This is a genomic window from Inquilinus sp. CA228, from assembly GCF_052078665.1.
Taxonomy (GTDB): domain Bacteria; phylum Pseudomonadota; class Alphaproteobacteria; order DSM-16000; family Inquilinaceae; genus Inquilinus.
In genome coordinates, this window is the sequence record NZ_JBQJIK010000020.1 from 35,279 (window position 1) to 59,390 (window position 24,112).

Here is a 24,112-nt window from a genome sequence, read left to right on the forward strand (position 1 = left end):
ATGAGCCCGCTATTAGGCAAGCTGACGCAAATAACTGACGCCCGGCTCTTTGAAGGTGCAAGCAAAGAAGATATCGATTTATTCGTAGAGAGCTCCGATATAGCCCTACCAAACGATCATCTTAAGGCCCTTCGGGAGAGCAATGGAGCAACAGTGTATGGTGGATACGCACGATTGTTCGGCATAAATTCTACAAACTGTATTGATATTTTAGAATGGAATCGTTCCGATTATTGGAAATTCGCATGGGAAATCCGTTGTCGAGACTATATTTGCTTTGCTGAGACTGCTTGGGGAGATCAGTACGCCTATCGTATTGGATATCTACAGAAGGGGGACGCGCGGGTCTATCTCTTAGATGGCCTTTCGATGACACCCGAGATTGTCGCATCGTCCTTCAAGGAATTCTTGGAATCTGAGTTCCTCAGAATATCGACTGCGCCATACGACGAAATGATGGTGCACGCAAGAAATAAGTTCGGCGACTTAGAGCCTGAAAATCACTTGATATATTCTCCGTCTCTGCTCATCGGCGGACCTGAAGACGTTAACAACATCATGATAATTCAGGGCAGAACGGCAATGATATTTAATGGCGACATAGCTTCGCAGCTCGATGCCGCTCCTGTGTCCAGCGTTATCACGGCCGTTGTTCCCTATGATGATGACGTGGGACGGCCGCGCCTAAAGCTCGTTTGGTCTTGAACCAGCGCATCTGGCCGGAAAGGGTCGTGTGCGGTCATGTCCGCTCTCCGGCGGCAAGCGGGACGGCCGGTTTTGGGGCACCCCGCAGCCGGCCTGGCCGTCCGAGAAGGGTCGCGTGCGGTCATGTCCGCTCTCGGGCGTCGACTGCGACGGCCGCTTTGGGGCGGCCTCCAGTCGGCCCAGCCGACCGGGATGGGCGGAAAACGGACCTCTGGTTATTGGCGCGGATCGTGCCCAACCTCGCTTCCGCGCAACGGCAGCTCGCGCCAATCTGAAGACCCTTGGGTGGAGATTTTGCAGCATGGCGAAGCTCATCTTCGGAATGAACCAGTCCCTGGACGGCTATGTCGACCACCTGGAAATGCAGACGGGCCCTGCGCTCTTCCATCACTGGATAGAGCATGTGCGCGACCTGGCCGGCAGTGTGTACGGCCGCCGCATGTACGAGATCATGCGCTATTGGGATGAAGACGATCCCGAGTGGGACGCGGAGCGACGCGACTTCGCGGCGGCGTGGCGGCGCCAACCGAAATGGGTCGTGTCGCGCTCGCTGAAGTCGGTCGGCCCCAACGCCACACTCGTCGACGATGACCTCGAGGCGGTGATCCGCGGGCTGAAGGCTCGGCTCGTCGGGGAGATTGCCGTTGCCGGACCGGACCTGGCGCAAAGTCTGACCGACCTTGGTCTCATCGATCAGTATCGGCTCTACCTCCACCCCGTCGTGCTGGGTCGCGGCACGCCGTTCTTCGCCGGCCCGCGGCCGCCGCTCCGCTTCGTGGCCAGCGATCGGGTCGGCGAGGACGTGATCAGGTTGACATACGGTCCCGCTTGATCGGGGCGGAGTTAGTTAACACATTGTGCACTTGTATTAATCTGCGATCACGTTCATGCTACGTTCTATGGACACCGCGCAGACCGATTCGATTTCGGAAGCCCCGGCCACTCCCCAGGAGGAGCGGACGGCGCGGCATCTGCGCATGCTCGCCCGGGTGGCGGACGTCCATATGGAGATCATCGAGGCGACCCGCACCGAGGCGGTCGAGGCGCCGCAACCCGGCGTCGACTATGGCCAGCGCATCGCCGTGATCGCCAAGTCGCTGCGGCTGACCCTGCTCCTGGAGGACAAGTTCGCCCATCATCGCGACGAGCGGCGCAAGGCCGCGGCGAAGCGCGAGGCGGACCAGGAGGACTGGCACGAGCTTCGGGTGAAGCTGGCGATGATGGCGGCCGCCTATGAGGTGTCCGAGGACGAGGCGGAGGCCGACCGCCGCGCCACCGAGGTGAGCGAGCAGCTGGAGCGGCCGGAGGTGGCGGAGCTGGTGGAAGCCAGCCGGGCCGAGGTCGCGGTGGCGGCGTTGTGCCGGCGCTGGGGCTATCCGGTGCAGGTGGAGCGCTGGCTGGAGATGGCCGACGAGGCCATGGAGAAGCTGGGCTTCCTGCCGTCGGAGGACGGCGAGGACGATCCGCCCGCGGATCCGCCCAAGCCTCGCCCGGCCTCCGCCCGCAAGCCCAGGCCGCCCGACACCGGGTAAGGTAGGTTGGGTTCGCTTTGGGCGAACCCAACACCCAGCCGCCATCGCGGCCCCCGATCTACGAAGCCCGGTTGCGCAGCCTTCCACACTCCCCCTGCGGGCGGGAGTGGGGAGGGGCCTGCGCGCGTCCGCGCGCCTGTGGCCGGCGTTACCCGGCCGAAACCGGATCCTCCTCGAACAGGCCGGTCGGCAGCCCGTCGATGCTGCGGGTGTTCTTCTCCCGGCGATAGGCCTCCAGCCCCTCCTGCGATTCCTTGGCCTCGGCCCAGCGCGCCAGGGTCGGGCGCTCGCCGGCATAGTCGAACAGTGGCACGCCGAAGCCGCAGGAGGTCTGCACCAGGTCGACGTCCAGCCGCACCATCTGCCGGGCGCCCAGCGGCTCCACGCCGCCATATTCCGCCGCCAGCAGCCGGGCATAGTCGGGGCCGCCGCGGCGCAGCACCCGGCCGGCGCCGTACAGCCGCAGGATCATCGGCGCGCCCTCGAAGGCGCAGACCATCACGGTCAGCCGGCCGGTGGCGCGCAGATGCGCCGCGGTCTCGTTGCCGCTGCCGGTCAGGTCGAGATAGACCACCGCGTTCGGCCCCAGCACCCGCAGCATGTCGGTGCCGCGCGGCGAGACATTGACCCGCCCGGTCGCGGCGGCGGAGGCGGTGAAGAACATCCGCTGGCGCAGGATGAACTCCTGCAGCGCCGGCGAGATCTCCGGGAACTGCTTGGCCATGACTCGTCCTCCCGCGGGCGGGAGGGATCGTAGCCGAGGCGAACCCGACTGCGAAAGCGTCAGCGTTTTGGCCGGATCACGCAGGAGATGTTGGCGCCCCGGACATAGGTGTAGGTGCGGTCGGACAGCCAGCCGGTGCGGTAGGTGTAGATCGTCCCGCTCGGATCGACCGAGACGCCGTAGACGTCGGAGGTGGCGAACACGATCACGCCGCGCGCGCTGAAGCAGGTGATGGAGTACGATTCCATCTCGTCGACCGGGGTCGGCCGCTCGGCCGCCCAGGACGGAATGCCCGGGACCAGGCAGGCCGCGATCGCGATCCCGCCGATGATCCGCAAAACGGTCGCATACGTCATGGCCGATCCCGTGACCTGCAGGACGGGCATCATATCAGCGGCGCCGATTCGTCATCCACCGTCATCCCCGCAGAAGCGGAGATGACGGCGAGGGATCAGACCTCCGCGGCCTCGCTGTTGCGCGGCGCGGCCGGCATGCCGATGGCGTGGTAGCCGGCGTCGACATGGTGCACCTCGCCGGTGACGCCGGTCGACAGCGGCCCCAGCAGGTACAGCGCGGCGCCGCCGACCTCGTCCAGGGTGACGTTCTTGCGCAGCGGGCTGTTCTGCTGGTTGAAGCGGAACACGTAGCGGGCGTCGCCGATGGCGCTGCCGGCCAGGGTGCGCATCGGCCCGGCCGAGATCGCGTTGACCCGGATCGCCTGCGGGCCCAGATCGGCCGCCAGGTAGCGCACGCTGGCCTCCAGCGCCGCCTTGGCCACGCCCATGACGTTGTAGTTCGGCATCACCCGCTCGGCGCCGAGATAGGTCAGCGTCAGCAGGCTGCCGCCATCCGGCATGATCGCCGCCGCCCGCTTCGCCAGCGCGGTGAAGCTGTAGCAGCTGATCCGCATGGTGCGGCTGAAGTTCTCGGCCGTGGTGTCGAGGTAGCGGCCCTTCAGCTCCTCCTTGTCGGAATAGGCGATGGCGTGGACCAGGAAGTCGATCGTCCCCCATTCCTTGCCCAGCCGGTCGAACAGGGCGGCGATCGAGTCCTCGTCCTCGACGTCGCAGGGCGCCAGGAAGCTGGCGCCGATCGACTGGATCAGCGGCTCGACCCGCTTGCGGAAGGCGTCGCCCTGATAGGTGAAGGCCAGCTCGGCGCCCTCGCGCGCCAGCGTCGAGGCGATGCCCCAGGCGATCGAATGGTTGTTGGCGACGCCCATGATCAGGCCGCGCTTGCCGGCCATCAGGCCGGTGCCACGGCGTTCGGTCGAAGTGGTGGTCATGCAGCGTACCGCTTGAAGGCGAGCGTCGCGTTGGTCCCGCCGAAGCCGAAGCTGTTGGAGAGGACTGTGGCCAGCCCGGCATTGTCGATCCGTTGCCGCACGATCGGGAAACCCTCCGCGGCCGGATCGAGATTTTCGATGTTGGCGCTGGCGGTGATGAAGTCGTGCTTCATCATCAGCAGGCTGTAGATCGCCTCATGCACCCCGGCGGCGCCGAGCGAATGGCCCGACAGCGACTTGGTCGAGCTGATCTTCGGGGCCTTGTCGCCGAACACCTCGCGGATCGCGCCCAGCTCGGTGACGTCGCCGACCGGGGTCGAGGTGCCGTGGGTGTTGATGTAGTCGACCGGCGTGTCCACCGTCGCCAGGGCCTGGCGCATGCAGCGCACCGCGCCTTCGCCCGATGGCGCGACCATGTCGTAGCCGTCCGAGGTGGCGCCGTAGCCGACCAGCTCGCCATAGATCTTGGCGCCGCGCGCCTTGGCGTGCTCCAGCTCCTCCAGCACCACGGTGCCGCCGCCGCCGGCGATGACGAAGCCGTCGCGGTCGCGGTCATAGGCGCGGCTGGCGCGCTGCGGCGTGTCGTTGAAGCGCGACGAGAAGGCGCCCATCGAATCGAACAGCACCGACAGGGTCCAGTGCAACTCCTCGCCGCCGCCGGCGAAGACGATGTCCTGCTTGCCCCACTGGATCAGCTCGGCGCCGTTGCCGATGCAATGCGCCGAGGTCGAGCAGGCGGAGGAGATCGAGTAGTTGACGCCCTTGATCTTGAACGGCGTCGCCAGCGTCGCCGAGTTGGTCGACGACATGCAGCGCGGCACCATATAGGGGCCGATCCGCTTCGGCCCCTTCTCGCGGGTGATGTCGGCGGCGTCGACCTGGTTCGAGGTCGACGGCCCGCCGGAGCCCATGATCAGCCCGGAGCGCTCGTTCGAGACGTCGCTCTCCTCCAGGCCGGCATCGGCGATGGCCTGGGCCATGGCGATGTAGTTGTAGGCCGCGCCCGGCCCCATGAAGCGCAGGATGCGCCGGTCGACATGGTCGGCCGGGTCCAGCTTGACCGTGCCGTGGACATGGCAGCGGAAGCCCAGCTCCTTGTACTCCGGCGCCGCGACGATGCCGGAACGGCCCTCGCGCAGGCTGGCGGTGACCTCGTCCTGGTTGTTGCCGAGGCTCGAGACGATGCCGAGCCCGGTGACGACGACGCGACGCATGGTGGTTCTCCGCGGTTCGTCAGAACGCTTCGGTCGACGTGAACAGGCCGACCCTCAGATCCTTGGCCTCGAAGATGATCTTGCCGTCGCAGGCCACGCTGCCGTCGGCGATGCCCAGCACCAGCTTGCGGTTGATCACCCGCTTCAGGTCCAGGCGGTAGGTCACCAGCTTGGCGTCGGGCAGCACCTGGCCGGTGAACTTGACCTCGCCGGTCGACAGCGCCCGGCCCTTGCCCGGCGCCCCGGTCCAGCCCAGGTAGAAGCCCAGCAGCTGCCACAGCGCGTCGAGGCCCAGGCAGCCCGGCATCACCGGGTCGGATTCGAAATGGCAGGCGAAGAACCACAGGTCCGGGCGGATATCGAACTCGGCCACGGCCTCGCCCTTGCCATGGGCGCCGCCGTCGTCGTTGATGGTGGCGATCCGGTCCATCATCAGCATGGGCGGCAGCGGCAGCCGGGCATTGCCGGGCCCGAACAGCTCGCCATGCGCGCAGGACAGCAGGTCTTCGTAGGTGTAGCTCGATTTACCGGTCACGGCCGCGTTGGTGCCTTCCATGGTCTCACCGACGCGCGCGAATGTAGCGTTTTTTCGGATCGGCACAAGCCGCGAGTCGGGCCGGCGGCGACGGGTCTTCGGCACGGATGGGCCCAATGGTCGCGGCGAACAGGCATTGCCTGAGGCCGCCCGGCACCCTAGCTTCGGGGGATCACGGCACCTTTCGGCGGAATTGGACGCGCGCATGACCGTCTGGCGGACGACCCTTCTGGCCTCCTGTGTCGCGGCGACGGCGGTGCTGCGGCCGCCGGCCGCCGAGGCCGCCACCGATCCGCGCACCGTCTCGGGCGCCTATCTCGCCGGCGCCCATGCGCTGGCCGCCCGCGACCTCTCCGCCGCCGGCCGGTTCTTCAGCCAGGTGCTGGCGACCGATCCGGACAATCTGGCGCTGCTGCGGCGCAGCTTCACCCTGACCCTGGCCGGCGGCGACGTCGAGGGCGCCGCCAAGCTGGCCCAGCGGCTGGACACGGCGGACACCGCCGACCAGCTGGTCCGCATCACCCTGATCCTGCACGACGCCAAGGCCGGCAAGTGGCGCGACGCCCTGGCCCGGCTGAAGACCATGGAGACGGCGGGCACCGCCAAATCGATCACGCCGATCATCGCCGCCTGGCTCCGGGTCGGCGCCGGCGACGGCAAGGCGGCGCTGTCCAGCCTGGACCCGATGCTGCAGCCGCCGCGGCCGGACGCGCTGTCGTCGATCCAGAAGGCGCTACTGCTCGACTATCTCGGCGATCTCGACGGCGCCCGGACGGCCTATGAGGCGCTCGGCGACATGGGCGGCACGGTGCGGCTGGTCGAAGGGCTGGCCAGTGTCTATCAGCGCCAGGGCCAGCGCGACAAGGCGCGCCAGGCCTATCGCGCCTTCGCCGACCGCAACGGCGACAACCTGCTGCTGGAGCCGGCGATCCAGCGCCTGGACAAGGGCGAGCGGGCGCAGCCGATCATCGGCAGCCCGGCCGACGGGCTGGCCGAGGCCCTGTTCTACATCGCCAGCGCCGTCAGCCAGGACCGCGACGCCGAGGGCGGCGACACCGCCCTGATCTACACCCGCCTGGCGCTCTATCTGCGGCCCGACTTCCCGGTGACGCAGATCCTGCTGGGCGACGTGCTGTCCGGGCAGGACCAGTACCAGAACGCGATCGCCGCCTATGAAGCGCTGCCCGACGGCACCCCGGCCGGCTGGATGGCGCGGCTGCGCGAGACCCTGGCCTATGAAAGCCTGGAGCAGTTCGACAAGGGCATCGCGCTGGCCTCCGACCTGGTGTCGGAACGGCCGGACAGCCCGGCCGGCTATCTCCGCCTCGCCGACCTGTACCGCGCGAAGCAGGATTTCGCCTCCGCCGTCGTCGCCTATGACGACGCGGCGCGCCGGCAGAAGCGGCTGGAGGAGGTCGACTGGACCTTCCTCTACCGCCGCGGCATCGCGCTCGAGCGCAGCGGCCGCTTCGACCGGGCGGAACAGGATCTGCGCCGCGCCATCGGGCTGAACCCGGACCACGCCAACCTGCTGAACTATCTCGGCTACTCGCTGCTCGACCGCGGCAAGGCCCTGCAGGAGGCGGAGGACCTGATCCGCAAGGCGGTCGACCTGTCGCCGAATGACGGCTACATCATCGACAGCCTGGGCTGGGTCTATTACCGCACCAACCAGATGGACAAGGCGGTGGAGACGCTGGAGAAGGCGATCTCGCTGAAGCCCGAGGACCCGACCATCAACGACCATCTCGGCGACGCCTATTGGCGGGTCGGGCGCAAGATCGAGGCCCGCTACCAGTGGGAGGCGGCGCTGCGCACCACCGAGGGCGACCCGCCGAAGGACAAGATCGAGGCCAAGCTGGCCAACGGCCTGCCGGCCCAGGAAGCCTCGGCCCCGGTCAAATCGAACTGATCGTGGACGGCAAGGTCTGGTCCGGCACCGCGCCGGCCAAGGTCAATCTCTATCTCCATGTCGTCGGCAAGCGCGCGGATGGCTACCACCTGCTCGACAGCTTGGTGGTGTTCGCCGATGTCGGCGACCAACTGACCTTGCAGACGGCCGAGGCGCCGCGCCTGACCGTCACCGGCCGCTTCGCCGGTGCCATCCCGCCGGGCGACGACAACCTGGCGCTGCGCGCGGTGCGGCGGCTGGCGGCCGCGGCCGGGCGGCCGGACGGCATCGCCGTCACCCTCGACAAGCGGCTGCCGGTGGCGGCCGGGATCGGCCGGCTGGCTGCGGCTCGACACCCCCCAGGGGGCGATGTTCTGGCTGATCCTGCTGGGCGGGCTGCTGCGGCTCGCCTTGGCCTGGGCGCTCGGCTACGGCAACGGCGAATCCTACTACGTCGCCACCGCCCGCTTCTGGGCGCTCAGCTATTTCGACCAGCCGCCGCTGTTCCTGTGGCTGACCCACGCCATGATCGGGCTCGGCGACGCCGAGCTGTGGCTGCGCCTGCCCTATGTGCTGATGTTCGGGGTCTCGACCTGGCTGATGTACCGGCTGGGCGCGGTTCTGTTCGGTGCCTGGGCCGGGGTCTGGGCGGCGCTGCTGCTGAACCTCTCGGCCGTGTTCTTCCTCAGCGTCGGCAGCTGGGTGCAGCCGGACGGGCCGCTGTTCCTGTTCCTGCTGGCCGCGGCGTATTGCACCGCGCGGGTGGTGGTGCCGGAGCCGGAGACGCTGTCGCCCGGCGCCGCCTGGGGCTGGTGGCTCGCCGCCGGACTCTGCTTCGGCCTGGCGCTGCTGTCGAAATACCACGCCGTGCTGATGATGGCCGGGCTGCTGCTGTTCCTGCTGACCACCCCGGGGCGGCGGCGCTGGCTGGCCCATCCGGCGCCCTGGATCGCGGTCGTCATCGCCTTCGCGATCTTCTCGCCGGTGCTGATCTGGAACGCCGAGAACCAGTGGGTGTCGTTCCTGTTCCAGAGCGGCCGCAGCTCCGGCGGGCGCTTCCGGTTCGACTGGCTGGGCCAGAACATCGGCGGCCAGGCGATCTGGCTCCTGCCCTGGATCTGGCTGCCGATGATCTGGGTGTTCGGCGCCGGGCTGTTCCGCGGTCCGAAGGATCTGCGCGGCTGGTTCCTGGTCAGCCTCGCCATCATCCCGATCGTGCTGTTCACCGCGGTCGCCTCCTGGGCCAAGGTCGGCGCCCATTTCCACTGGCAGGCGCCGGGCTACCTGATGCTGTTCCCGCTGCTCGGCGCCGCCACGGCGCGCTGGCTGAAAGCCGGCAGCCGTCCCGCCCGGATCTGGCTCAAGGCGTCGACCATCGCCACCGTGGTGGTGCTGGTGGTGCTGGGCAGCCACGCCGCCACCGGCTGGATGCGGGCCCTGCCCTATCTCGACCGGGCCACGATCGAGAAGGACCCGACGCTGGAGGGGCTGGACTGGACCGATCTGCGCGCCGCGGCGCAGGAGCGCGGCTGGTTCGACCGGCCCGGCCTGTTCGTGGTCGGCACCCAGTGGCACCAGGCCGGCAAGATCGACGTGCAGCTCGGCGACCGGCTGCCGGTGCTGTGCCTGTGCGAAGACCCGCGCAACCTGGCCTTCGGCTGGAACCAGATGGATTTCGCCGGCCATGACGCGGTGATCGTCGGCCAGGACGAGTTCCTGAGGAGGTTCGACGAGCGCTGGCGGCCCTATTTCGCCTCGGTCGAGCCGCAGCCGGACATCATCGTCCACCGCGGCGGCCGGGCCGAGCTGACCCTGCACGTCTACACCGCCCGCGGCTTCAAGGCGCCCTGGCCGCTGCCGCTGCCGCCGAACGCACCGTGGGAAACTGCCAAGTGATGCGCTACGAGCTCGCCGTGGTGGTGCCGACACTGAACGAGGTCGGCAATGTCGGGCGCCTCGTCGAGCTGCTCGACGCGGCCCTGGCCGGGATCGCCTGGGAGGTGATCTTCGTCGACGACGATTCGACCGACGGCACCGCCGAAGCGGTCTACAAGATCGCCGAGACCCGGGACAATGTCCGCTGCCTGAAGCGGATCGGCCGACGCGGCCTGGCCTCGGCCACGGTCGAGGGCATGATGGCGACCGGCGCGCCCTATCTCGCGGTGATGGACGCCGACCTGCAGCATGACGAGACGCTGCTGCCGAAGATGCTGCAGCGGCTGAAGGCCGACACGCTCGACATCGTCGTCGCCAGCCGCTTCCTGCCGGGCAGCGACCTCGGCAGCTTCTCCGGGAAGCGCGAGCGCCTGTCCGGCCTCGGCATCCGGCTTGCAAAGATGGTGGTGCCGTCCAATCTGACGGATCCGCTCAGCGGCTTCTTCATGCTGCGCCGGCCGCTGATCGAGGAGGTGGCGGACCGGCTGAACGGACAGGGCTTCAAGATCCTGCTCGACATCTTCGCCTCGGCCGGGCGCCCGTTGCGCTTCGCCGAGCTGCCCTTCGTCTTCCGCAGCCGGCACAGCGGCGAAAGCAAGCTCGACTTCGCCGTGAGCCTGGAATTCCTGATGCTGATCTTCGACAAGCTGCTGGGCGGTACGATCCCGGCCCGCTTCATCCTCTTCGTCATGGTCGGGCTGTCCGGCGTGGCGGTGCAGCTGGCCCTGGTCGGGCTGTTCCTGCACGCCTTCGACTGGGACTTCTACTGGGCCCAGGCGGTGGCGACCGTGGTGGCGATGTCCTCGAACTTCGCCCTCAACAACCGCATCACCTATCGCGACAAGCAGCTGCGCGGCCGCGATTTCCTGCGCGGCCTGCTGTCCTTCTACGCCGCCTGCGCCATCGGCGCCGTGATCAACCTGCAGGTGGCGGAGTTCCTGTACGAACAGCACCTGCCCTGGGCCCTGGCCAGCTTCCTCGGCGCCGCCCTGTCCTCGGTCTGGAACTTCGGCGTCACCTCGACCTTCACCTGGAGCAAGCGCGCCCGCCCGCGGACCCAGGCGGCCGGGGAGTAGGCCGGCTCGTTACAGCGGACGAGCCGCAAGACCCTTGTACAGGATCGGTCCCGTGGGCCGACCGGTCGGCGAGCCGGACGCCGGCTCGAGCGTGATCTCGAAGAGCTGCTGTTCCTTCGGTGATGGCACATGGCCCAGGTCGAGGCCGACGCTGCGCGCCGCATCGATCAATCCGACCGACACCGGTCCGATCTCTCTGCTGGGCAGGGTCCAGATCTGGAGGGCCCGGCCTTCGGGAACCGGCACTGCGGCCAGCGAGAGCAGCCGAGCCCGGCCATCGGCGCCGATCTCGATCACCGCGCCCGGCACGGCGCTGCCATCGGCCAGCAACACGGCGACCAGGACCGGCTGTGGCGGAGGCCGCAGCAGCAGCGCTGCGGTTCCCGCCATCAGCAGCAGCGCCGCCGCCGAGGCGGCCAGACCCGTCGACCGCCAGAACCGGAGATCCGACCAGAGAGCCCGCAGCCTGCCTGTCCGGTGTGATCCAGCGGTTTCGACCGGTCGCCCGAGATCCGTATCGATCCGGCGCCACAGGCTTTCGTCCAGCGGCTCGGGCGTCGCGGTCTCGTCGAGCTCCGCCAGGCGGATGCGCCACGCCTCGACCTCATTTTTCAGCGACGGGTCACGCTCCATCTCGGCCTCGAAGGCTCGCTCCCTCTCCCCGATCTCCATCAGCCCGAGGACGTAATCCGCAACCCGCGCGTCCCGATCATCGTCGCCGATCACTGCATGCACTCCTTGAGCGACAGCAATGCGCGGCGGATCCAGGATTTTGCGGTCCCCAGCGGCACCTCGAGGCGAGCCGCGATCTCGCCATGCGTGAGCCCATGGGCGTAGGCCAGCAGGATGCCTGTTCGACGCTGCGGCTCGAGCGTTTCCAGGCACCGCCTCAGTCGTCCGGACTCCGATAGCCGTTCCACGATGGCTTCCGGATCCGGGGCACCGTCCGCGAGGTCGGGCGACTGCGGATCACGCGACAGATCCTCGCGCCTGCCGTCGCGCAGGATCGTCAGCGCCCGGTTGCGCACGATCGTGATGATCCAGGCCCGCCCGGCGCCCCGTGCCGCATCGAAGCGGGCCGCATTCCTCCAGATCTGCACGAAGGCGTCGTGAACGGCCTCTTCCGCCAGATCGCGTCGGCGCAGGATGCGCCGGGCGATGGCCAGCATGATGCCCGCATCGCGTTCGTAGATCGCGCGAAGGGCCGTCCGGTCCCCGCTCGCGCATCTGCGCAACGCGCCGGGATAGTCGAAGCCTTCGGCCGCCGGGCGACCGCCGTCGCGGATGCCGCTCATCTCGACTGGCCCGCCATCACTCGTCTCCGGAGCATTGTCCACAGCATCAGGATACGCATCGAATCGCGCCTCCGTCGCTCAACGGTTGAAGGAGCCGCCGGTTGGCGCGGCGGCCTCCGGGACCGCCGCCGCGCCATTTCATGCGTCTCTCAGATGAAAGTGAAGTCCGCGGCGGTGAAGTCGATCGCCTGGAAATCCGCGAAGTCGATCCCGGTGAGCCGGGCGATGGATCCGACCATGTTGGGGCCTGAGACGTAGAGCAGGCTGCCGACATTGAACGTCGTGTTGTAGTAGACGATGATGTCGCCGGCCTCCTCGCCCTGGACCGACGCGGCCGCGGCCCCTGCAGTGGCAAAGGTCTGGTCGGTGATCACGACGACGTTTTGACCGTTCGCACCGGCCGCGGCCCCCCGATAGAAGCTGCTGGTGGCGCCGCCGACCGATCCATCGCCGAGATCCTTGAAGGCCGCGCCGGCCGCATCCTCGCCCAGCCCGGCGACGTCGAACGCAAATTTGTCGCCGCCCGGACCCCCGTCGAAGTCGGTGATCTGGGCAAACCCGGCTCCGGTCGTGTTCTGCGGGTTGGTCCACCGGAAGGTGAAGGCATCGTTGCCGGCCCCTCCGGTCATGGTGTCGATGCCGTCGCCCTGCAGCAGGATGTCGTCGCCCTGCCCGCCCGACAGCACATCGGCGCCGAAATCGCCGCGCGCCTGGCTCGATCCTTCATCTCCCGAAAGCGAGTCGTTGCCGGCGCCGCCGGCCACCACGTCGTCGCCGGCGCCGCCGAACAGGCGGTCCCGCCCTGCGCCGCCGTCAAGATCATCCTTGCCCGCGCCGCCGCGCAGGGCGTCGTCGCCCTGGTCGCCGCGCAGGACATCGTCTCCGGCGCCGCCCTCGGCCGCATCATTGCCGAAGCCGGCGCTGACCCGGTCGTTCCCGTCCGCTCCGAGCAGCATGTCGTTGCCGAAGCCGCCGTCGATCAGGTCGTCGCCGGCGCCGCCGTCGACCCGGTCGCTGCCGAAACCGGCGTAGATCCGGTCGTTGCCGGCGCCGCCGAAGATCCGGTCGTCGCCGAACAGGTCGATGATGAGGTCGTCGCCGCTGCTGCCGGTGATGGTGTCGCCGAACAGCGATCCGAGCACAATCTTTCCAGGCATGGTCGTCTCTCCCGTTGGTGCAATCGAACGCTCGATCCGAATGCACTACTCGTGAAGAGCGCCTGCGGATGCACCGCAGGTCCCTGAAAAGTCAGAATGGGAGAGCAGGCGCGCGAAACTTCCGCTCAGCAGAGCGCCGGCTCGGTCTCCCGGCGGAACGACCGGAACAGCTCGCCGACGCTGCGGGTGCCGGTCTCGACCAGGTCGAAGCGGCGGCCGAAGCGGATCCAGTCGACCATCAGCCCGACCATCAGGCAGGTCAGGGTGCTGGCCGCCACCTCAGGCGGCCAGGCCGGGCTCAGCCGGCCGGACTCCCGCGCCATGGTGAAGGCCCGGCTCATGGTCGCGCGCATGTGGTCATGCGCCTCGCGCTGCCGCGCCAGCGCCGCCAGCATCTCGCCGACATACTCGCAGCGGCAGGTCAGGATGGTGAACACCCGCTGGCGCTGCTCGTCCTCGGTCAGGGCGATGAAGCTCTCGACCATCGCCTGCTCGACCAGGCCCAGCGGGTCGGGATGGCCGTCGGCCATCGCCCGCTCGACGATATCCTCCGCCGGCAGCTTCACCCGCTCGTGCAGCGCCTCGAACAGCTCGACCTTGTTCTTGAAGTGCCAGTAGATGGCGCCGCGGGTCACCCCGGCGGCGTTGGCGATCAGCTCCAGCGAGGTGCGCGACACCCCGTCGACGAAGAACAGCCGCTCCGCTGCGTCCAGGATTTTCTGCCGGGTCTCTTCCGCCTCGGCCTTGGTGCGGCGTGCCATGTCCCTATTCCTCTCCCCCTTTTTGCTCTTTACATACGTCCGAGTATGTATATAAGTCCATCCCTGCGTGACGTCCCGGAGGCCCCGGGATGTGTGCGGCGCAAAAGAATCCGACATCGGGAAGGGGTTGTCGTGAGCTCAGCCATCCGGGATTCGGGGTGCCCCCCGACACTATTCCGTCGTTCCGGGGACCGGCTGCCGCGTCTCTCCCGATAACAAATCTTAATATGTCGGCTCGGCCTCCGCCATTGCCCGGGCGGCCAAGAGCAGGCATTCTGGGGATGCGCCGATATGGCGGTGTGGGGGCCGGGTGAAACGTCGAGGGGATCTTCCGCATCCCTGAAACATACATTCCAGAATGTATGTAAATCAATCCTGCGCTGTGGCCCGTCGTCCAAATTCGTTGTGCAGGGCAAAAAACTCTTAGGCAAAGGTGCGGTCACCGTGAGCAAGACGTCTTCTCTTCGCGCCGTCGCATTGGCCGTCACCCTGGCCGCCGCGCCGATTCTTGCATCTTGCAACGAAAACACCGGTGAAGCCCAGGCCCAGACGCAATCCGCGCCCCCGCCGCCAGAGGTGACGGTGCAGGAGGTGTCGGCCGGTCCGGTGCCGCTGACCTACACCTATGCCGCCCGGGTCTCGGCCTTCCGCGAGATCGAGGTGCGTGCCCGCGTCGGCGGCATCCTGCTGAAGCGCGACTACACCGAGGGTGCGCGGGTGGCGGAGGGGCAGGAGCTGTTCCGCATCGATCCCGCCACCTACCAGGCCGAGGTGGCGCGCGCCCAGGCCCAGCTGCAGCAGTCCCAGGCCCAGCTCGCCAACGACCGCATCAATGCCGACCGGGCGGCCAAGCTGTTCGCCGCCCGCGCCGGGTCGGAGCGCGACCGCGACGACGCCGCGGCCCAGGTCCGCACCGACGAGGCGGCGATGGCCGCCACCCAGGCGCAGCTGAAGACGGCGCAGCTCAACCTCGACTACACGACCGTGACGGCGCCGCTCGGCGGCATGACCAGCATCGAGGCGGTGCCGGAGGGCAGCCTGATCAGCGCCAACGGCCTGCTGACCCGGATCACCCAGCTCGACCCGGCCTATGTCAGCTTCTCCTTCAGCGACGCGGACTTCGCCGAGATCCGGCGGCTGCTCGACGAGGGCAAGGCCGACGGGCCGAAGGACCGCCGCTTCCCGGTGTCGGTCAAGCTCGGCGACGGGCGGACCTATGAGCATGGCGGCACCATCAACTTCACCGACAGCATCGTCGACGACCAGACCGGCACGATTCGCGCCCGGGCGATGCTGCCGAACGCCCAGGGCATCCTGATGCCGAACCAGTTCGTCCGGGTCACCGTCGGCGGCCTGGCGCTGAAGCAGGGCATCGTGGTGCCGCAGGTGGCGGTGATGCAGGGCCCGCAGGGTCCCTTCGCCTATGCCCTGGGCGAGGGCGACAAGGCCGAGGCGCGGCCGCTGACGCTCGGCCGCGAGGTCGAGGGCGGCTGGCTGGTCGAGGCCGGCCTGAAGGCCGGCGACCGGATCATCACCGAGGGCGTGATCAAGGTCCGGCCGGGCAGCCCGGTGCGCCCGTCCGCCGCCAAGGTGGCGCAGGTGGCCCCGTGATCTCCCGCTTCTTCATCGACCGGCCGGTCTTCGCGGCCGTCCTCTCGATCGTCATCACCCTGGCCGGCCTCGTGGCCATGCGGGTGCTGCCGATCGCGCAGTATCCGGAGATCGTGCCGCCCGAGGTGTCGGTCTCGGCCAGCTATTCCGGCGCCAGCGCCGAGACCGTGGCCCAGACCGTCGCCGCGCCGCTGGAGCAGCAGATCAACGGCGTCGACAACATGCTGTACATGCGGTCGACCAACACCGGCGACGGCACCATGACGCTGACCGTCACCTTCAAGATCGGCACCGATCCCGATCAGGCGACGATCAACGTCAACAACCGTGTCCAGCGCGTGCTGCCGACCCTGCCGCAGGAGGTGCAGCGCACCGGCGTCCGCGTCGACAAGCGCTCCAGCTCGATCCTGCAGGCGGTGATCCTGCGTGACGAGAGCGGGCAGTATGACCCGATCTACCTGAACAACTACGCGCTGCTGAACGTCATCGACGACCTCAAGCGCGTGCCCGGCGTCGGCGATGTCTCGCTGTTCGGCGCCGGCAAGGACTATTCGATGCGGATCTGGCTGCGGCCGGACAAGCTGGCGCAGTACAGCCTGACGCCCAGCGACGTCTCCGCCGCGATCCAGGAGCAGAACGCCCAGTTCGCCGCCGGCCGCTTCGGCGAGGAGCCGGACGCGAGCGGCCTCGCCTTCACCTATTCGGCCACCACCGACGGCCGCCTGCCGAACGCCGAGGCGTTCGAGAACATCATCCTGAAGTCCGACAGCAACGCGGCGACGCTGCGGCTGAAGGATGTGGCGCGGGTCGAGCTCGGCGCCCAGGCCTACAACTCCGCCGCCAACTATAACGGCAAGCCGGCCGCCGCGATCGGCATCTACCTGCAGCCCGGCGCCAACGCGCTGGAGACGGCGGAGGGGGTGAAGGCGCGGATGGAGGAGCTGAAGCCGGCCTTCCCCGACGGCATCACCTACGCCATCCCCTACGACACCACCCGCTTCGTCCAGGTCTCGATCGACGAGGTGATCAAGACCTTCATCGAGGCGATGGTCCTGGTCGTGCTGGTGGTCTTCGTCTTCCTGCAGAATCTGCGGGCGACGCTGATCCCGGTAATCGCGGTGCCGATCTCGATCCTCGGCACCTTCGCCGGGATGTACATCCTCGGCTTCTCGATCAACCTGCTGACGCTGTTCGGCCTGATCCTCGCCATCGGCATCGTCGTCGACGACGCGATCGTCGTGCTCGAGAATGTCGAGCGCATCATGCGCACCGAGAAGCTGCCGCCGAAGGAGGCGGCGCGGAAGGCGATGGACGAGGTCTCGGGCCCGGTCATCGCCATCGTGCTCGTGCTGTGCGCCGTGTTCGTGCCGGTCGCCTTCATGGGCGGGCTGGCGGGCGAGATGTACCGCCAGTTCGCCGTCACCATCGCGGTGTCGGTCACCATCTCCGGCATCGTCGCGCTGACGCTGACCCCGGCGCTCTGCGCCCTGATCCTGAAGCCCGGCCACCGCGAGCCGGCGCTGCCGTTCCGCTGGTTCAACCGGGTGTTCGACGGCATCACCTCGGCCTACACCGTCGGGGTGCGCTTCTTCCTCAAGCGCTTCGTCATCGGCCTCTTGCTGTTCGCCGGCATCGCCGGGATGGCGGGCTACCTGTTCCAGAAAATCCCGGGCTCGCTGGTGCCGGACGAGGACCAGGGCTACCTGATCGTCGCCGCCTTCCTGCCGCCCGCGGCCTCGCTGGAGCGGACCGAGAAGGCGCTGTCCGAGGCGACCCGGAACATCCTGCAGCACCCGGCGGTCAGCGAAAGCATCGACGTGCCCGGCTTCGACCTGCTGTCGGCGGCGCAGAAGACCTATGGCGGTGTCGTCTTCGTGCCGCTGAAGGACTGGTCGCAGCGCACCGACCCGGCGATGGACGCGCGCAACCTGCCGGGACCCTTCATGGGCATGAACGCCGGCATCAAGGACGCGATGGTGCTGGCCTTCAACCCGCCGCCGATCATGGGCATGAGCACCACCGGCGGCTTCGAGGCCTATATCCAGGACCGCACCGGCGCCGGCTATCCGGCCCTGGCCCAGGCGACGCAGACGCTGGTCGAGGCCGCGGCCAAGCGGCCGGACCTGGCCGGCGTGCGGTCGATGTTCAACATCGCCATCCCGCAGTACAAGCTCGACGTCGACCGCGAGAAGGCGCGGGCGCTGGGCGTGCCGATCTCGTCGATCTTCGACGCCATGCAGGCCACCTTCGGCAGCCTCTACGTCAACGACTTCACCCTCTACGGCCGCAATTACCGGGTCAGTCTGGCGTCGGAGGGCAGCTTCCGCCAGCGGCCGGAGGATCTGAAGCAGGTCTTCGTCCGCGCCGACAGCGGCGCCATGATCCCGATCGACGCGCTGGTGAAGAGCCGGCGGGTCGTCGGCCCCGACCAGGTCGAGCGCTTCAACATCTTCCCGGCGGCGAAGATCATGGGCGGCCCGGCCCCGGGCTTCTCCTCCGGCCAGTCGATCGCGGCGATGGAGCAGCTGGCCAAGGAGGTCCTGCCGCAGGGCTATGCCCTGGCCTGGACCGGCTCGGCCTTCCAGGAGCAGTCGACCGGCGGCTCCGGCAACCAGGCGCTGCTGTTCGGCCTGGTCATGGTGTTTCTGATCCTGGCGGCGCAGTACGAGCGCTGGTCGCTGCCGATCGCGGTGCTGACGGCCGTGCCCTTCGCCCTGTTCGGGGCGCTGGTCGCGGTCTGGCTGCGCGGGCTGCAGAACGACGTCTACTTCCAGATCGGCCTGGTCACGCTGATCGGCCTCGCCGCCAAGAACGCGATCTTGATCGTCGAGTTCGCGGTCTTGAAGCGCGAGGAGGGGATGAGCGCGGTCGACGCGGCGATGGAGGCGGCGAAGCTGCGCTTCCGGCCGATCGTGATGACCTCGCTGGCCTTCATCCTGGGCTGCCTGCCGCTGGCCATCGCCAGCGGCGCCGGCTCGGCCAGCCGCCATTCGATCGGCACCGGCGTGATCGGCGGCATGCTCGCCGCCACCGTCATCGCCACCTTCTTCATCCCGATGTTCTACCGGCTGATCGCCTGGCGCGATCGCAAGCAGCCGGCAACGAAAGCGGGGCCCGCCTTCCCCCAGGCGGAGCATCCGTGAGACGGGGCCGCCCCACGGCCCCGTCTCGGTCCCGCTCAGCAGCAGGGTGCGGACCTTGTCGACATCGTTGGCGTCGACCGCCCGGATCAGCTCCGGCGCCCGGCGCAGCACGTCGATCTCGGCCGCGGCCGGGCCGCTGAGGGTGAGAAGCAGCGCCGCGGCCGCTGCGGCGCAGATGCCTCGTCTCATCTCGATCCTCCGGCAGGCCCGTCTGCCACGCGGGCTCGGGCGCGAGCTTATACCGCGCCTTGCGGCCGGACCAGCCGGTTGGCCCTCGCGGCGCAGCTGGACTATTCTCTGCCGACGCCGCCATCGCTGTCAGCAGTGAGTCCCGCCATGACCGAGACATCTCCCCTGCCCAGCCTGCCCCGCCTCGGGCAGGTGGCCCCGCCCTTCGAAGCCGAGACCACCCATGGGCGCCTGGCGCTCGAGGATTTCCGCGGCAGCTGGGTCGTGTTCTTCTCGCACCCGGCCGACTTCACCCCGGTCTGCACCACCGAGTTCGTCGCCTTCGCCCGGATCGCCCCGGCGCTGAAGGAGCGCGGGGTCGAGCTGCTGGGCCTGTCGATCGACAGCATCTACGCCCACCTGGCCTGGACCAAGCGGATCGAGGAGCTGTTCGGCACCAGGATCCCGTTCCCGGTGATCGCCGACGGCGACCGCAAGGTGGCGACGCTCTACGGCATGATCATGCCGGAGCAGTCGGGCACCGAGACCAGCCGCTGCGTCTTCGTCATCGACCCCACCGGAGTGGTGCGGGCAATGATCTACTATCCGCTGACCACCGGCCGGAACATCGACGAGATCCTGCGCCTGGTCGACGCGCTGCAGACCACCGACAAGCACAAGGTCGCGACCCCGGCCGACTGGCGGCCGGGCGGCAAGGTGATCGTCCCCGCGCCGCGCACCATCGAGGACGCCGACGCCCGGGCCAAGGGCGGGTATGCCTACACCGACTTCTGGTATTGCGAGACCGAGGTGAAGGGCTGACCCGGTCTGGACATGGCCTGCATCAACCCCGACGGCACGCTGACCGAGGTGGCGAAGCGCAGCCTCACCCTGCTCGCCGTCCCGTACACCGCGGCAGGGCTGGCCGAGGCCGCCGGCCTGCCGCTCTGGCGGGTCCGCGCCACGTTGCGCGAGACCGGCCGGGCGAAACTGGTCGCCTGTCTCGACCCCGACGCCGCCGATCCGTCCTGGCGGCTCACCGAGCTTGGCGTCGAGGCGTTGGAGCTGAGCCAGGATTGATTGGGCTTTACTGATACATCACAATGGGATAAGGGTCTGAGTTGAAGCACTATATAAGCCCGGCCGGTGCGGCGGAGCATTTCAGATTCTGTCGGCGGGGCTTCTGCGCTAAAGTGCGGTCGATGGATCTGCGGGGGTACCGATGAGGATGATGAAGGGTTTTGCCGCGGCCGCGTTGGCCGCCATGGCGTTGGCGGCCTGCCAGGAGGCGCCGCCGCCGAAGCCACAGACGGGGGGGCTGTTCCCCGATGTCGGCAACTACCAGCCGGTGAACCTGCCGGCGAAGGCACAGTTGACGCCGACCGAGGTGCGCTACGACCTGCTGGTCAAGCTGCAGACCGAGATGATGGTCACCGGGCTGAGCTGCAAGGAAGAGTTCAAGGATCCGATCATCTTCCGGACCTTCAGCCAGTGGGTGGTCAACAACGACGACCGCATCCTGGAGACCCAGGACAAGCTCGGCCGGCTGCTGGGCAAGTACAACAAGGGCAACGGTCAGCGCCTGTTCGACACCTATCGCACCAAGATGGCGAACGACGAATCCCAGCGCATGCAGCGGATGACTCAGACCGCTTACTGCCTGGCGCGCCAGGACCAGTTCGCCGAGGTGGTCAAGTACACCCCGCAGCAGCTGGACGAGTATCTGAACAAGACCTACGAGATGCTGCACACACGCTACAACGAGGTCGGGGCGAAGACCCAGACCGCGGCGGCGCCGGCCGACAAGGCGGCAGCTCCGGCCGTCAAGCCGAAGAAGCCGTAAGCACCAGTTTTCTCTTTTGCGGATCCATCCGGAAGGGGCCGCGCGAGCGGCCCTTTTTCGTCTCTGATCCACATCGACCCGATAGTCTTCCCATCGCGACTTGCCGAAACATTCTGTCGCTGGTATCAAGAACCTCCCGTCCGTCGCGGCGGGGTGAACGGCGTCCACAAAAACGGCAGAGGGGAGTTGCAGTGACATCGCCACGCACCGTCAGCTCCCCGGACCTCCGTCACTAGGTAGGTCCGCTTCCGTGCTCCCGGCTGGTCTGGCCCCGGGGGCCTCCGGACCCTCGCCGAGGACGCCCAAGGGCCTTCACCGCCCGGGCGCCCCGTTCAGAAACCATCAGATCGCCGTCGGTGCCGGGCCTCGCCCTCGCCGACTCGCCTGAACCGTTCAGCCGGGAGGATGCCGCTTCGGCGGTGTCGGAACGACCGTGGCGCCAGACCAGACCACCAACCAGAATCCTCTGCTGCGCGTGCTGCGCTTCAGCTACGGCCATTGGCGCCGTCATCCGCTGCCGATCACGGCGGCGATCGGCGGCGTGCTGGCCTCGACCGCGATCGACGTCGTGCTGCCGGTGTTCGCCGGCCACATGGTCGACGCCATCGCCTCCGGCCCCGGCGGCTACGACGCGGCGCTGCAGGCGCTGCTGACCATCGTCGCGCTCGGCATCGTCTATGTGGCGCTGCGCGACACGGTGTTCCGCGCCATCATCCGGCTGACCACCCGGGTCATGCAGGCGATGACGCAGGAGGCGTTCTGGCGCGTCCAGCGCTTCTCCACCGACTGGCACGCCAACGCCTTCGCCGGCGCCACGGTCCGCAAGATCAACCGCGGCACCTGGGCGATGGACCTGCTGAACGACGTGATCCTGGTCGAGCTGCTGCCATCGATCCTGGTCCTGCTCGGCGCCACCGCGCTCCTGGCGGCGCGCTGGCCGCTGATGGGTGCGGCGGTGGCGTGCGGCGTCGCCGTGTTCATGCTGGTCAGCCTGGTGCTGGTGCTGCGCTACGTCGCCCCGGCGGCGCGGCTGGCCAATGAGATGGATTCGAAGCTGGGCGGGAACCTGGCGGATTCGATCGGCTGCAACGCCGTGGTGAAGACCTTCGGCGCCGAGCGCCGCGAGGACAGCTTCATCGCCCGCACGGTCGAGATCTGGCGCCAGCGCACCATCCGCACCTGGCATCGCGGCACCAATTCCGGCACCACCCAGAACCTGTTGATGGTGGGGCTGAACGGCATGGTGCTGGGCATCGGCCTGTGGCTGTGGGGCCGCGGCATGGCGACGCCGGGCGACATCGCCTACATCCTCGGCACCTACGCCCTGATCCACGGCTATCTGCGCGGCGTCGGCATGCATGTCCGCAACCTGCAGCGTGCGGTCAACGACATGGAGGAGCTGGTCGACTTCATGGACCAGCCGCTCGGGGTCGAGGACCGGCCGGCGGCGCCGGCGCTCGAGGTCGGGGCCGGCCGGATCGACTTCGACGCCGTCACCTTCCGCTACCAGGGGCAGAGGGAGCCGATCTATGACGGCTTCACCCTGACCATCGCCCCGGGCGAGCGGATCGGCCTGGTCGGCCATTCCGGCAGCGGCAAGAGCACCTTCGTCAAGCTGGTGCAACGCCTGTACGACCTGAACGGCGGCGCCATCCGCATCGACGGCCAGGACGTCGCCGGGGTGACGCAGGAGAGCCTGCGCCGGCAGATCGCCCTGGTGCCGCAGGAGCCGGTGCTGTTCCACCGCTCGCTGGCGGAGAACATCGCCTATGGCCGGCCCGACGCGACGATGGAGCAGATCGTCGACGCGGCGACGCAGGCCTATGCCCACGACTTCATCGCCCGCCTGCCGCAGGGTTACGAGACGATGGTCGGTGAGCGCGGGGTGAAGCTGTCGGGCGGTGAGCGCCAGCGCGTCGCCCTGGCCCGCGCCATCCTGGCCGACGCCCCGGTCCTGATCCTGGACGAGGCGACATCCAGCCTGGACAGCGTGTCGGAATCGCTGATCCAGGCGGCGGTGGAGAAGCTGATCGTCGGCCGCACCACGATCATCGTCGCGCACCGGCTGTCGACCGTGCAGAAGGTCGACCGCATCCTGGTGTTCGACCGTGGCCGGATCGTCGAGCAGGGCACCCATGCCGAGCTGGTGAAGCGCGAGGGCGGCCATTACCGCGAGCTGTTCGAGCACCAGGCGATGGGGCTGATCGACGGCCAGGAGGCGGCGTAAGCCGCCTCCAACCGTCCCTAGCCGCCCTCGGCCGACGGCAGGCGGGCGGCGAACTCCGCCGCCAGCCAGTCGATGAACACCCGGACCCGCGGCGACAGCTGCCGGCTGTGCGGATACAGCACATAGACCGGCGAGGGGGCCGGCGGCGTGCCGGCCAGCACCTCGACCATGGTGCCGGCCGCCATGTCCTCGAACAGGCGGTAGCGCGGCAGCTGGATCAGCCCCAGCCCCAGCCGGCCGGCGGCGAAGTAGATCTCGGCGCCCGCCGCCGACACCGTCACCGGCAGCGTCACCTCGCGCCGGGCGCCGTCGACCGTGAACTCCAGCGGCAGCAGGGCGCCGGTGGCGGAGGACAGGAAGCCGACCATGCGGTGGCCGTCGAGTTCGTCCGGCCTCCGCGGCATGCCGAACCGTTCCAGATAGGCCGGGCTGGCGAAGGTGCCTTCCGACAGCATCGCGATGCGCCGCCCGATCAGCGCGCTGTCGGCGGGGTGTCCGACCCGCAGCACGCAGTCCACGCCCTCGCGCACCAGGTCGACGAAGCGGTCGCCCTCGCCGAAATGCAGCCGGATCTCCGGGTATTCCTCCAGGAAGCGCGGCAGGCCCGGCATCATGAAGGACCGGGCCAGGATGCCGTGCACGTTCACCCGCAGCAGCCCCTTGGGCTTGGCGCCGGTGAAGGCGGCCTCGGCCTCCTCGATATCGGCCAGGATCGACAGGCAGCGCTGGTAATAGGCCTCGCCGTCCAGCGTCGGCCGGACCTGCCGGGTGGTGCGCTGCAGCAGCCGCACGCCCAGCCGCGCCTCCAGCTGCTTGACCCCCTCGGTGGCGGTCGAGCGCGGCAGGCCGAGATCCTGCGCCGCGAGCGAGAAGCTGTGCCGCTCGACCACCCGCAGGAACAGTCGCATCGCGTCCAGCCGGTCCATGGCTATTGTTCCCGAATTCCGAATGATGATGCCAGATCAAAGCAGATTATCCGGAAACGGATAAGGTCCATCTTTCCGTCACCG

22 protein-coding genes are annotated in these 24,112 nt (G+C 68.3%); 12 read left to right on the forward strand and 10 right to left on the reverse strand.

Features of this window, described 5'->3' with window-relative positions:
- From ACTOWL_RS11990 to ACTOWL_RS12000, 3 genes are all read left to right on the forward strand, one after another.
- Positions 1-705, forward strand: coding sequence for an SMI1/KNR4 family protein (locus ACTOWL_RS11990; RefSeq protein ID WP_441321456.1), 705 nt, complete (start codon positions 1-3; stop codon positions 703-705).
- 301 nt (positions 706-1,006) lie between these two features.
- A complete protein-coding gene (locus tag ACTOWL_RS11995) occupies positions 1,007-1,537 on the forward strand; it encodes a dihydrofolate reductase family protein (protein ID WP_441321457.1) in 531 nt (176 codons plus the stop codon).
- A 55-nt stretch (positions 1,538-1,592) separates the two neighbouring features.
- Complete coding sequence (locus tag ACTOWL_RS12000) at positions 1,593-2,237, forward strand: hypothetical protein (protein WP_441321458.1); 645 nt, start codon at positions 1,593-1,595, stop codon at positions 2,235-2,237.
- A 148-nt stretch (positions 2,238-2,385) separates the two neighbouring features.
- Here ACTOWL_RS12000 and ACTOWL_RS12005 read toward each other — a convergent pair whose 3' ends face one another.
- From ACTOWL_RS12005 to fabA, 5 genes are all read right to left on the reverse strand, one after another.
- Entirely contained in the window at positions 2,386-2,961 is a 576-nt protein-coding gene (locus ACTOWL_RS12005; protein WP_441321459.1) for a pyridoxamine 5'-phosphate oxidase family protein, read from the reverse strand.
- Positions 2,962-3,020: 59 nt separating this feature from the next.
- Positions 3,021-3,317, reverse strand: a complete 297-nt coding sequence (locus ACTOWL_RS12010) for a hypothetical protein (RefSeq protein ID WP_441321460.1) — start codon at positions 3,315-3,317, stop codon at positions 3,021-3,023.
- Positions 3,318-3,412: 95 nt separating this feature from the next.
- The gene (fabI, locus tag ACTOWL_RS12015; RefSeq protein ID WP_441321461.1) at positions 3,413-4,246 is read right to left on the reverse strand and encodes an enoyl-ACP reductase FabI; all 834 of its coding nucleotides are present in this window, start codon (positions 4,244-4,246) and stop codon (positions 3,413-3,415) included.
- Positions 4,243-5,460 (reverse strand): beta-ketoacyl-ACP synthase I, encoded by a 1,218-nt coding sequence (gene fabB / locus ACTOWL_RS12020; protein ID WP_441321462.1) that lies wholly within the window; start codon positions 5,458-5,460, stop codon positions 4,243-4,245. The genes fabI and fabB overlap by 4 nt, the downstream gene beginning before the upstream one ends.
- Positions 5,461-5,479: 19 nt before the next feature.
- Positions 5,480-6,016 (reverse strand): 3-hydroxyacyl-[acyl-carrier-protein] dehydratase FabA, encoded by a 537-nt coding sequence (gene fabA / locus ACTOWL_RS12025; protein ID WP_441321463.1) that lies wholly within the window; start codon positions 6,014-6,016, stop codon positions 5,480-5,482.
- Between the two features lie 184 nt (positions 6,017-6,200).
- Here fabA and ACTOWL_RS12030 point away from each other — a divergent pair, with 184 nt between their 5' ends.
- The 3 genes from ACTOWL_RS12030 to ACTOWL_RS12040 all read left to right on the forward strand — a co-directional run bounded on the left by ACTOWL_RS12030 (position 6,201) and on the right by ACTOWL_RS12040 (position 10,897).
- Complete coding sequence (locus tag ACTOWL_RS12030) at positions 6,201-7,907, forward strand: tetratricopeptide repeat protein (RefSeq protein ID WP_441321464.1); 1,707 nt, start codon at positions 6,201-6,203, stop codon at positions 7,905-7,907.
- Between the two features lie 348 nt (positions 7,908-8,255).
- Positions 8,256-9,782 carry a glycosyltransferase family 39 protein gene (locus ACTOWL_RS12035; protein ID WP_441321465.1) on the forward strand — a complete coding sequence of 509 codons (1,527 nt, stop codon included), beginning with the start codon at positions 8,256-8,258 and terminating at the stop codon, positions 9,780-9,782.
- Complete coding sequence (locus ACTOWL_RS12040) at positions 9,782-10,897, forward strand: glycosyltransferase (protein WP_441321466.1); 1,116 nt, start codon at positions 9,782-9,784, stop codon at positions 10,895-10,897. The genes ACTOWL_RS12035 and ACTOWL_RS12040 overlap by 1 nt, the downstream gene beginning before the upstream one ends.
- Before the next feature lie 9 nt (positions 10,898-10,906).
- Here ACTOWL_RS12040 and ACTOWL_RS12045 read toward each other — a convergent pair whose 3' ends face one another.
- From ACTOWL_RS12045 to ACTOWL_RS12060, 4 genes are all read right to left on the reverse strand, one after another.
- Complete coding sequence (locus ACTOWL_RS12045; RefSeq protein WP_441321467.1) at positions 10,907-11,623, reverse strand: anti-sigma factor; 717 nt, start codon at positions 11,621-11,623, stop codon at positions 10,907-10,909.
- A complete protein-coding gene (locus tag ACTOWL_RS12050) occupies positions 11,620-12,192 on the reverse strand; it encodes a sigma-70 family RNA polymerase sigma factor (RefSeq protein WP_441321468.1) in 573 nt (190 codons plus the stop codon). Before ACTOWL_RS12050 ends, ACTOWL_RS12045 begins: the two co-directional genes overlap by 4 nt.
- Positions 12,193-12,341: 149 nt before the next feature.
- Positions 12,342-13,349, reverse strand: coding sequence for a calcium-binding protein (locus ACTOWL_RS12055; protein ID WP_441321469.1), 1,008 nt, complete (start codon positions 13,347-13,349; stop codon positions 12,342-12,344).
- 125 nt (positions 13,350-13,474) lie between these two features.
- The gene (locus tag ACTOWL_RS12060; protein WP_441321470.1) at positions 13,475-14,110 is read right to left on the reverse strand and encodes a TetR family transcriptional regulator; all 636 of its coding nucleotides are present in this window, start codon (positions 14,108-14,110) and stop codon (positions 13,475-13,477) included.
- Positions 14,111-14,692: 582 nt separating this feature from the next.
- On the opposite strand from ACTOWL_RS12060, the gene ACTOWL_RS12065 reads away from it, so the two are divergent.
- From ACTOWL_RS12065 to ACTOWL_RS12090, 6 genes are all read left to right on the forward strand, one after another.
- A complete protein-coding gene (locus tag ACTOWL_RS12065; protein ID WP_441321471.1) occupies positions 14,693-15,721 on the forward strand; it encodes an efflux RND transporter periplasmic adaptor subunit in 1,029 nt (342 codons plus the stop codon).
- Positions 15,718-18,864 carry an efflux RND transporter permease subunit gene (locus ACTOWL_RS12070; RefSeq protein WP_441321472.1) on the forward strand — a complete coding sequence of 1,049 codons (3,147 nt, stop codon included), beginning with the start codon at positions 15,718-15,720 and terminating at the stop codon, positions 18,862-18,864. The genes ACTOWL_RS12065 and ACTOWL_RS12070 overlap by 4 nt, the downstream gene beginning before the upstream one ends.
- 336 nt (positions 18,865-19,200) lie before the next feature.
- Positions 19,201-19,854 carry a peroxiredoxin gene (locus tag ACTOWL_RS12075; protein ID WP_441321473.1) on the forward strand — a complete coding sequence of 218 codons (654 nt, stop codon included), beginning with the start codon at positions 19,201-19,203 and terminating at the stop codon, positions 19,852-19,854.
- Positions 19,855-19,866: 12 nt separating this feature from the next.
- Positions 19,867-20,112: a hypothetical protein gene (locus ACTOWL_RS12080; RefSeq protein WP_441321474.1), complete on the forward strand. Its 246-nt coding sequence runs from the start codon at positions 19,867-19,869 to the stop codon at positions 20,110-20,112.
- Positions 20,113-20,254: 142 nt separating this feature from the next.
- A complete protein-coding gene (locus tag ACTOWL_RS12085) occupies positions 20,255-20,875 on the forward strand; it encodes a hypothetical protein (protein ID WP_441321475.1) in 621 nt (206 codons plus the stop codon).
- Between the two features lie 433 nt (positions 20,876-21,308).
- Positions 21,309-23,102, forward strand: a complete 1,794-nt coding sequence (locus ACTOWL_RS12090; RefSeq protein ID WP_441321476.1) for an ABC transporter ATP-binding protein — start codon at positions 21,309-21,311, stop codon at positions 23,100-23,102.
- A gap of 17 nt (positions 23,103-23,119) precedes the next feature.
- Here ACTOWL_RS12090 and ACTOWL_RS12095 read toward each other — a convergent pair whose 3' ends face one another.
- Entirely contained in the window at positions 23,120-24,028 is a 909-nt protein-coding gene (locus tag ACTOWL_RS12095; protein ID WP_441321477.1) for a LysR family transcriptional regulator, read from the reverse strand.
- Between the last annotated feature and the right edge of the window lie 84 nt (positions 24,029-24,112).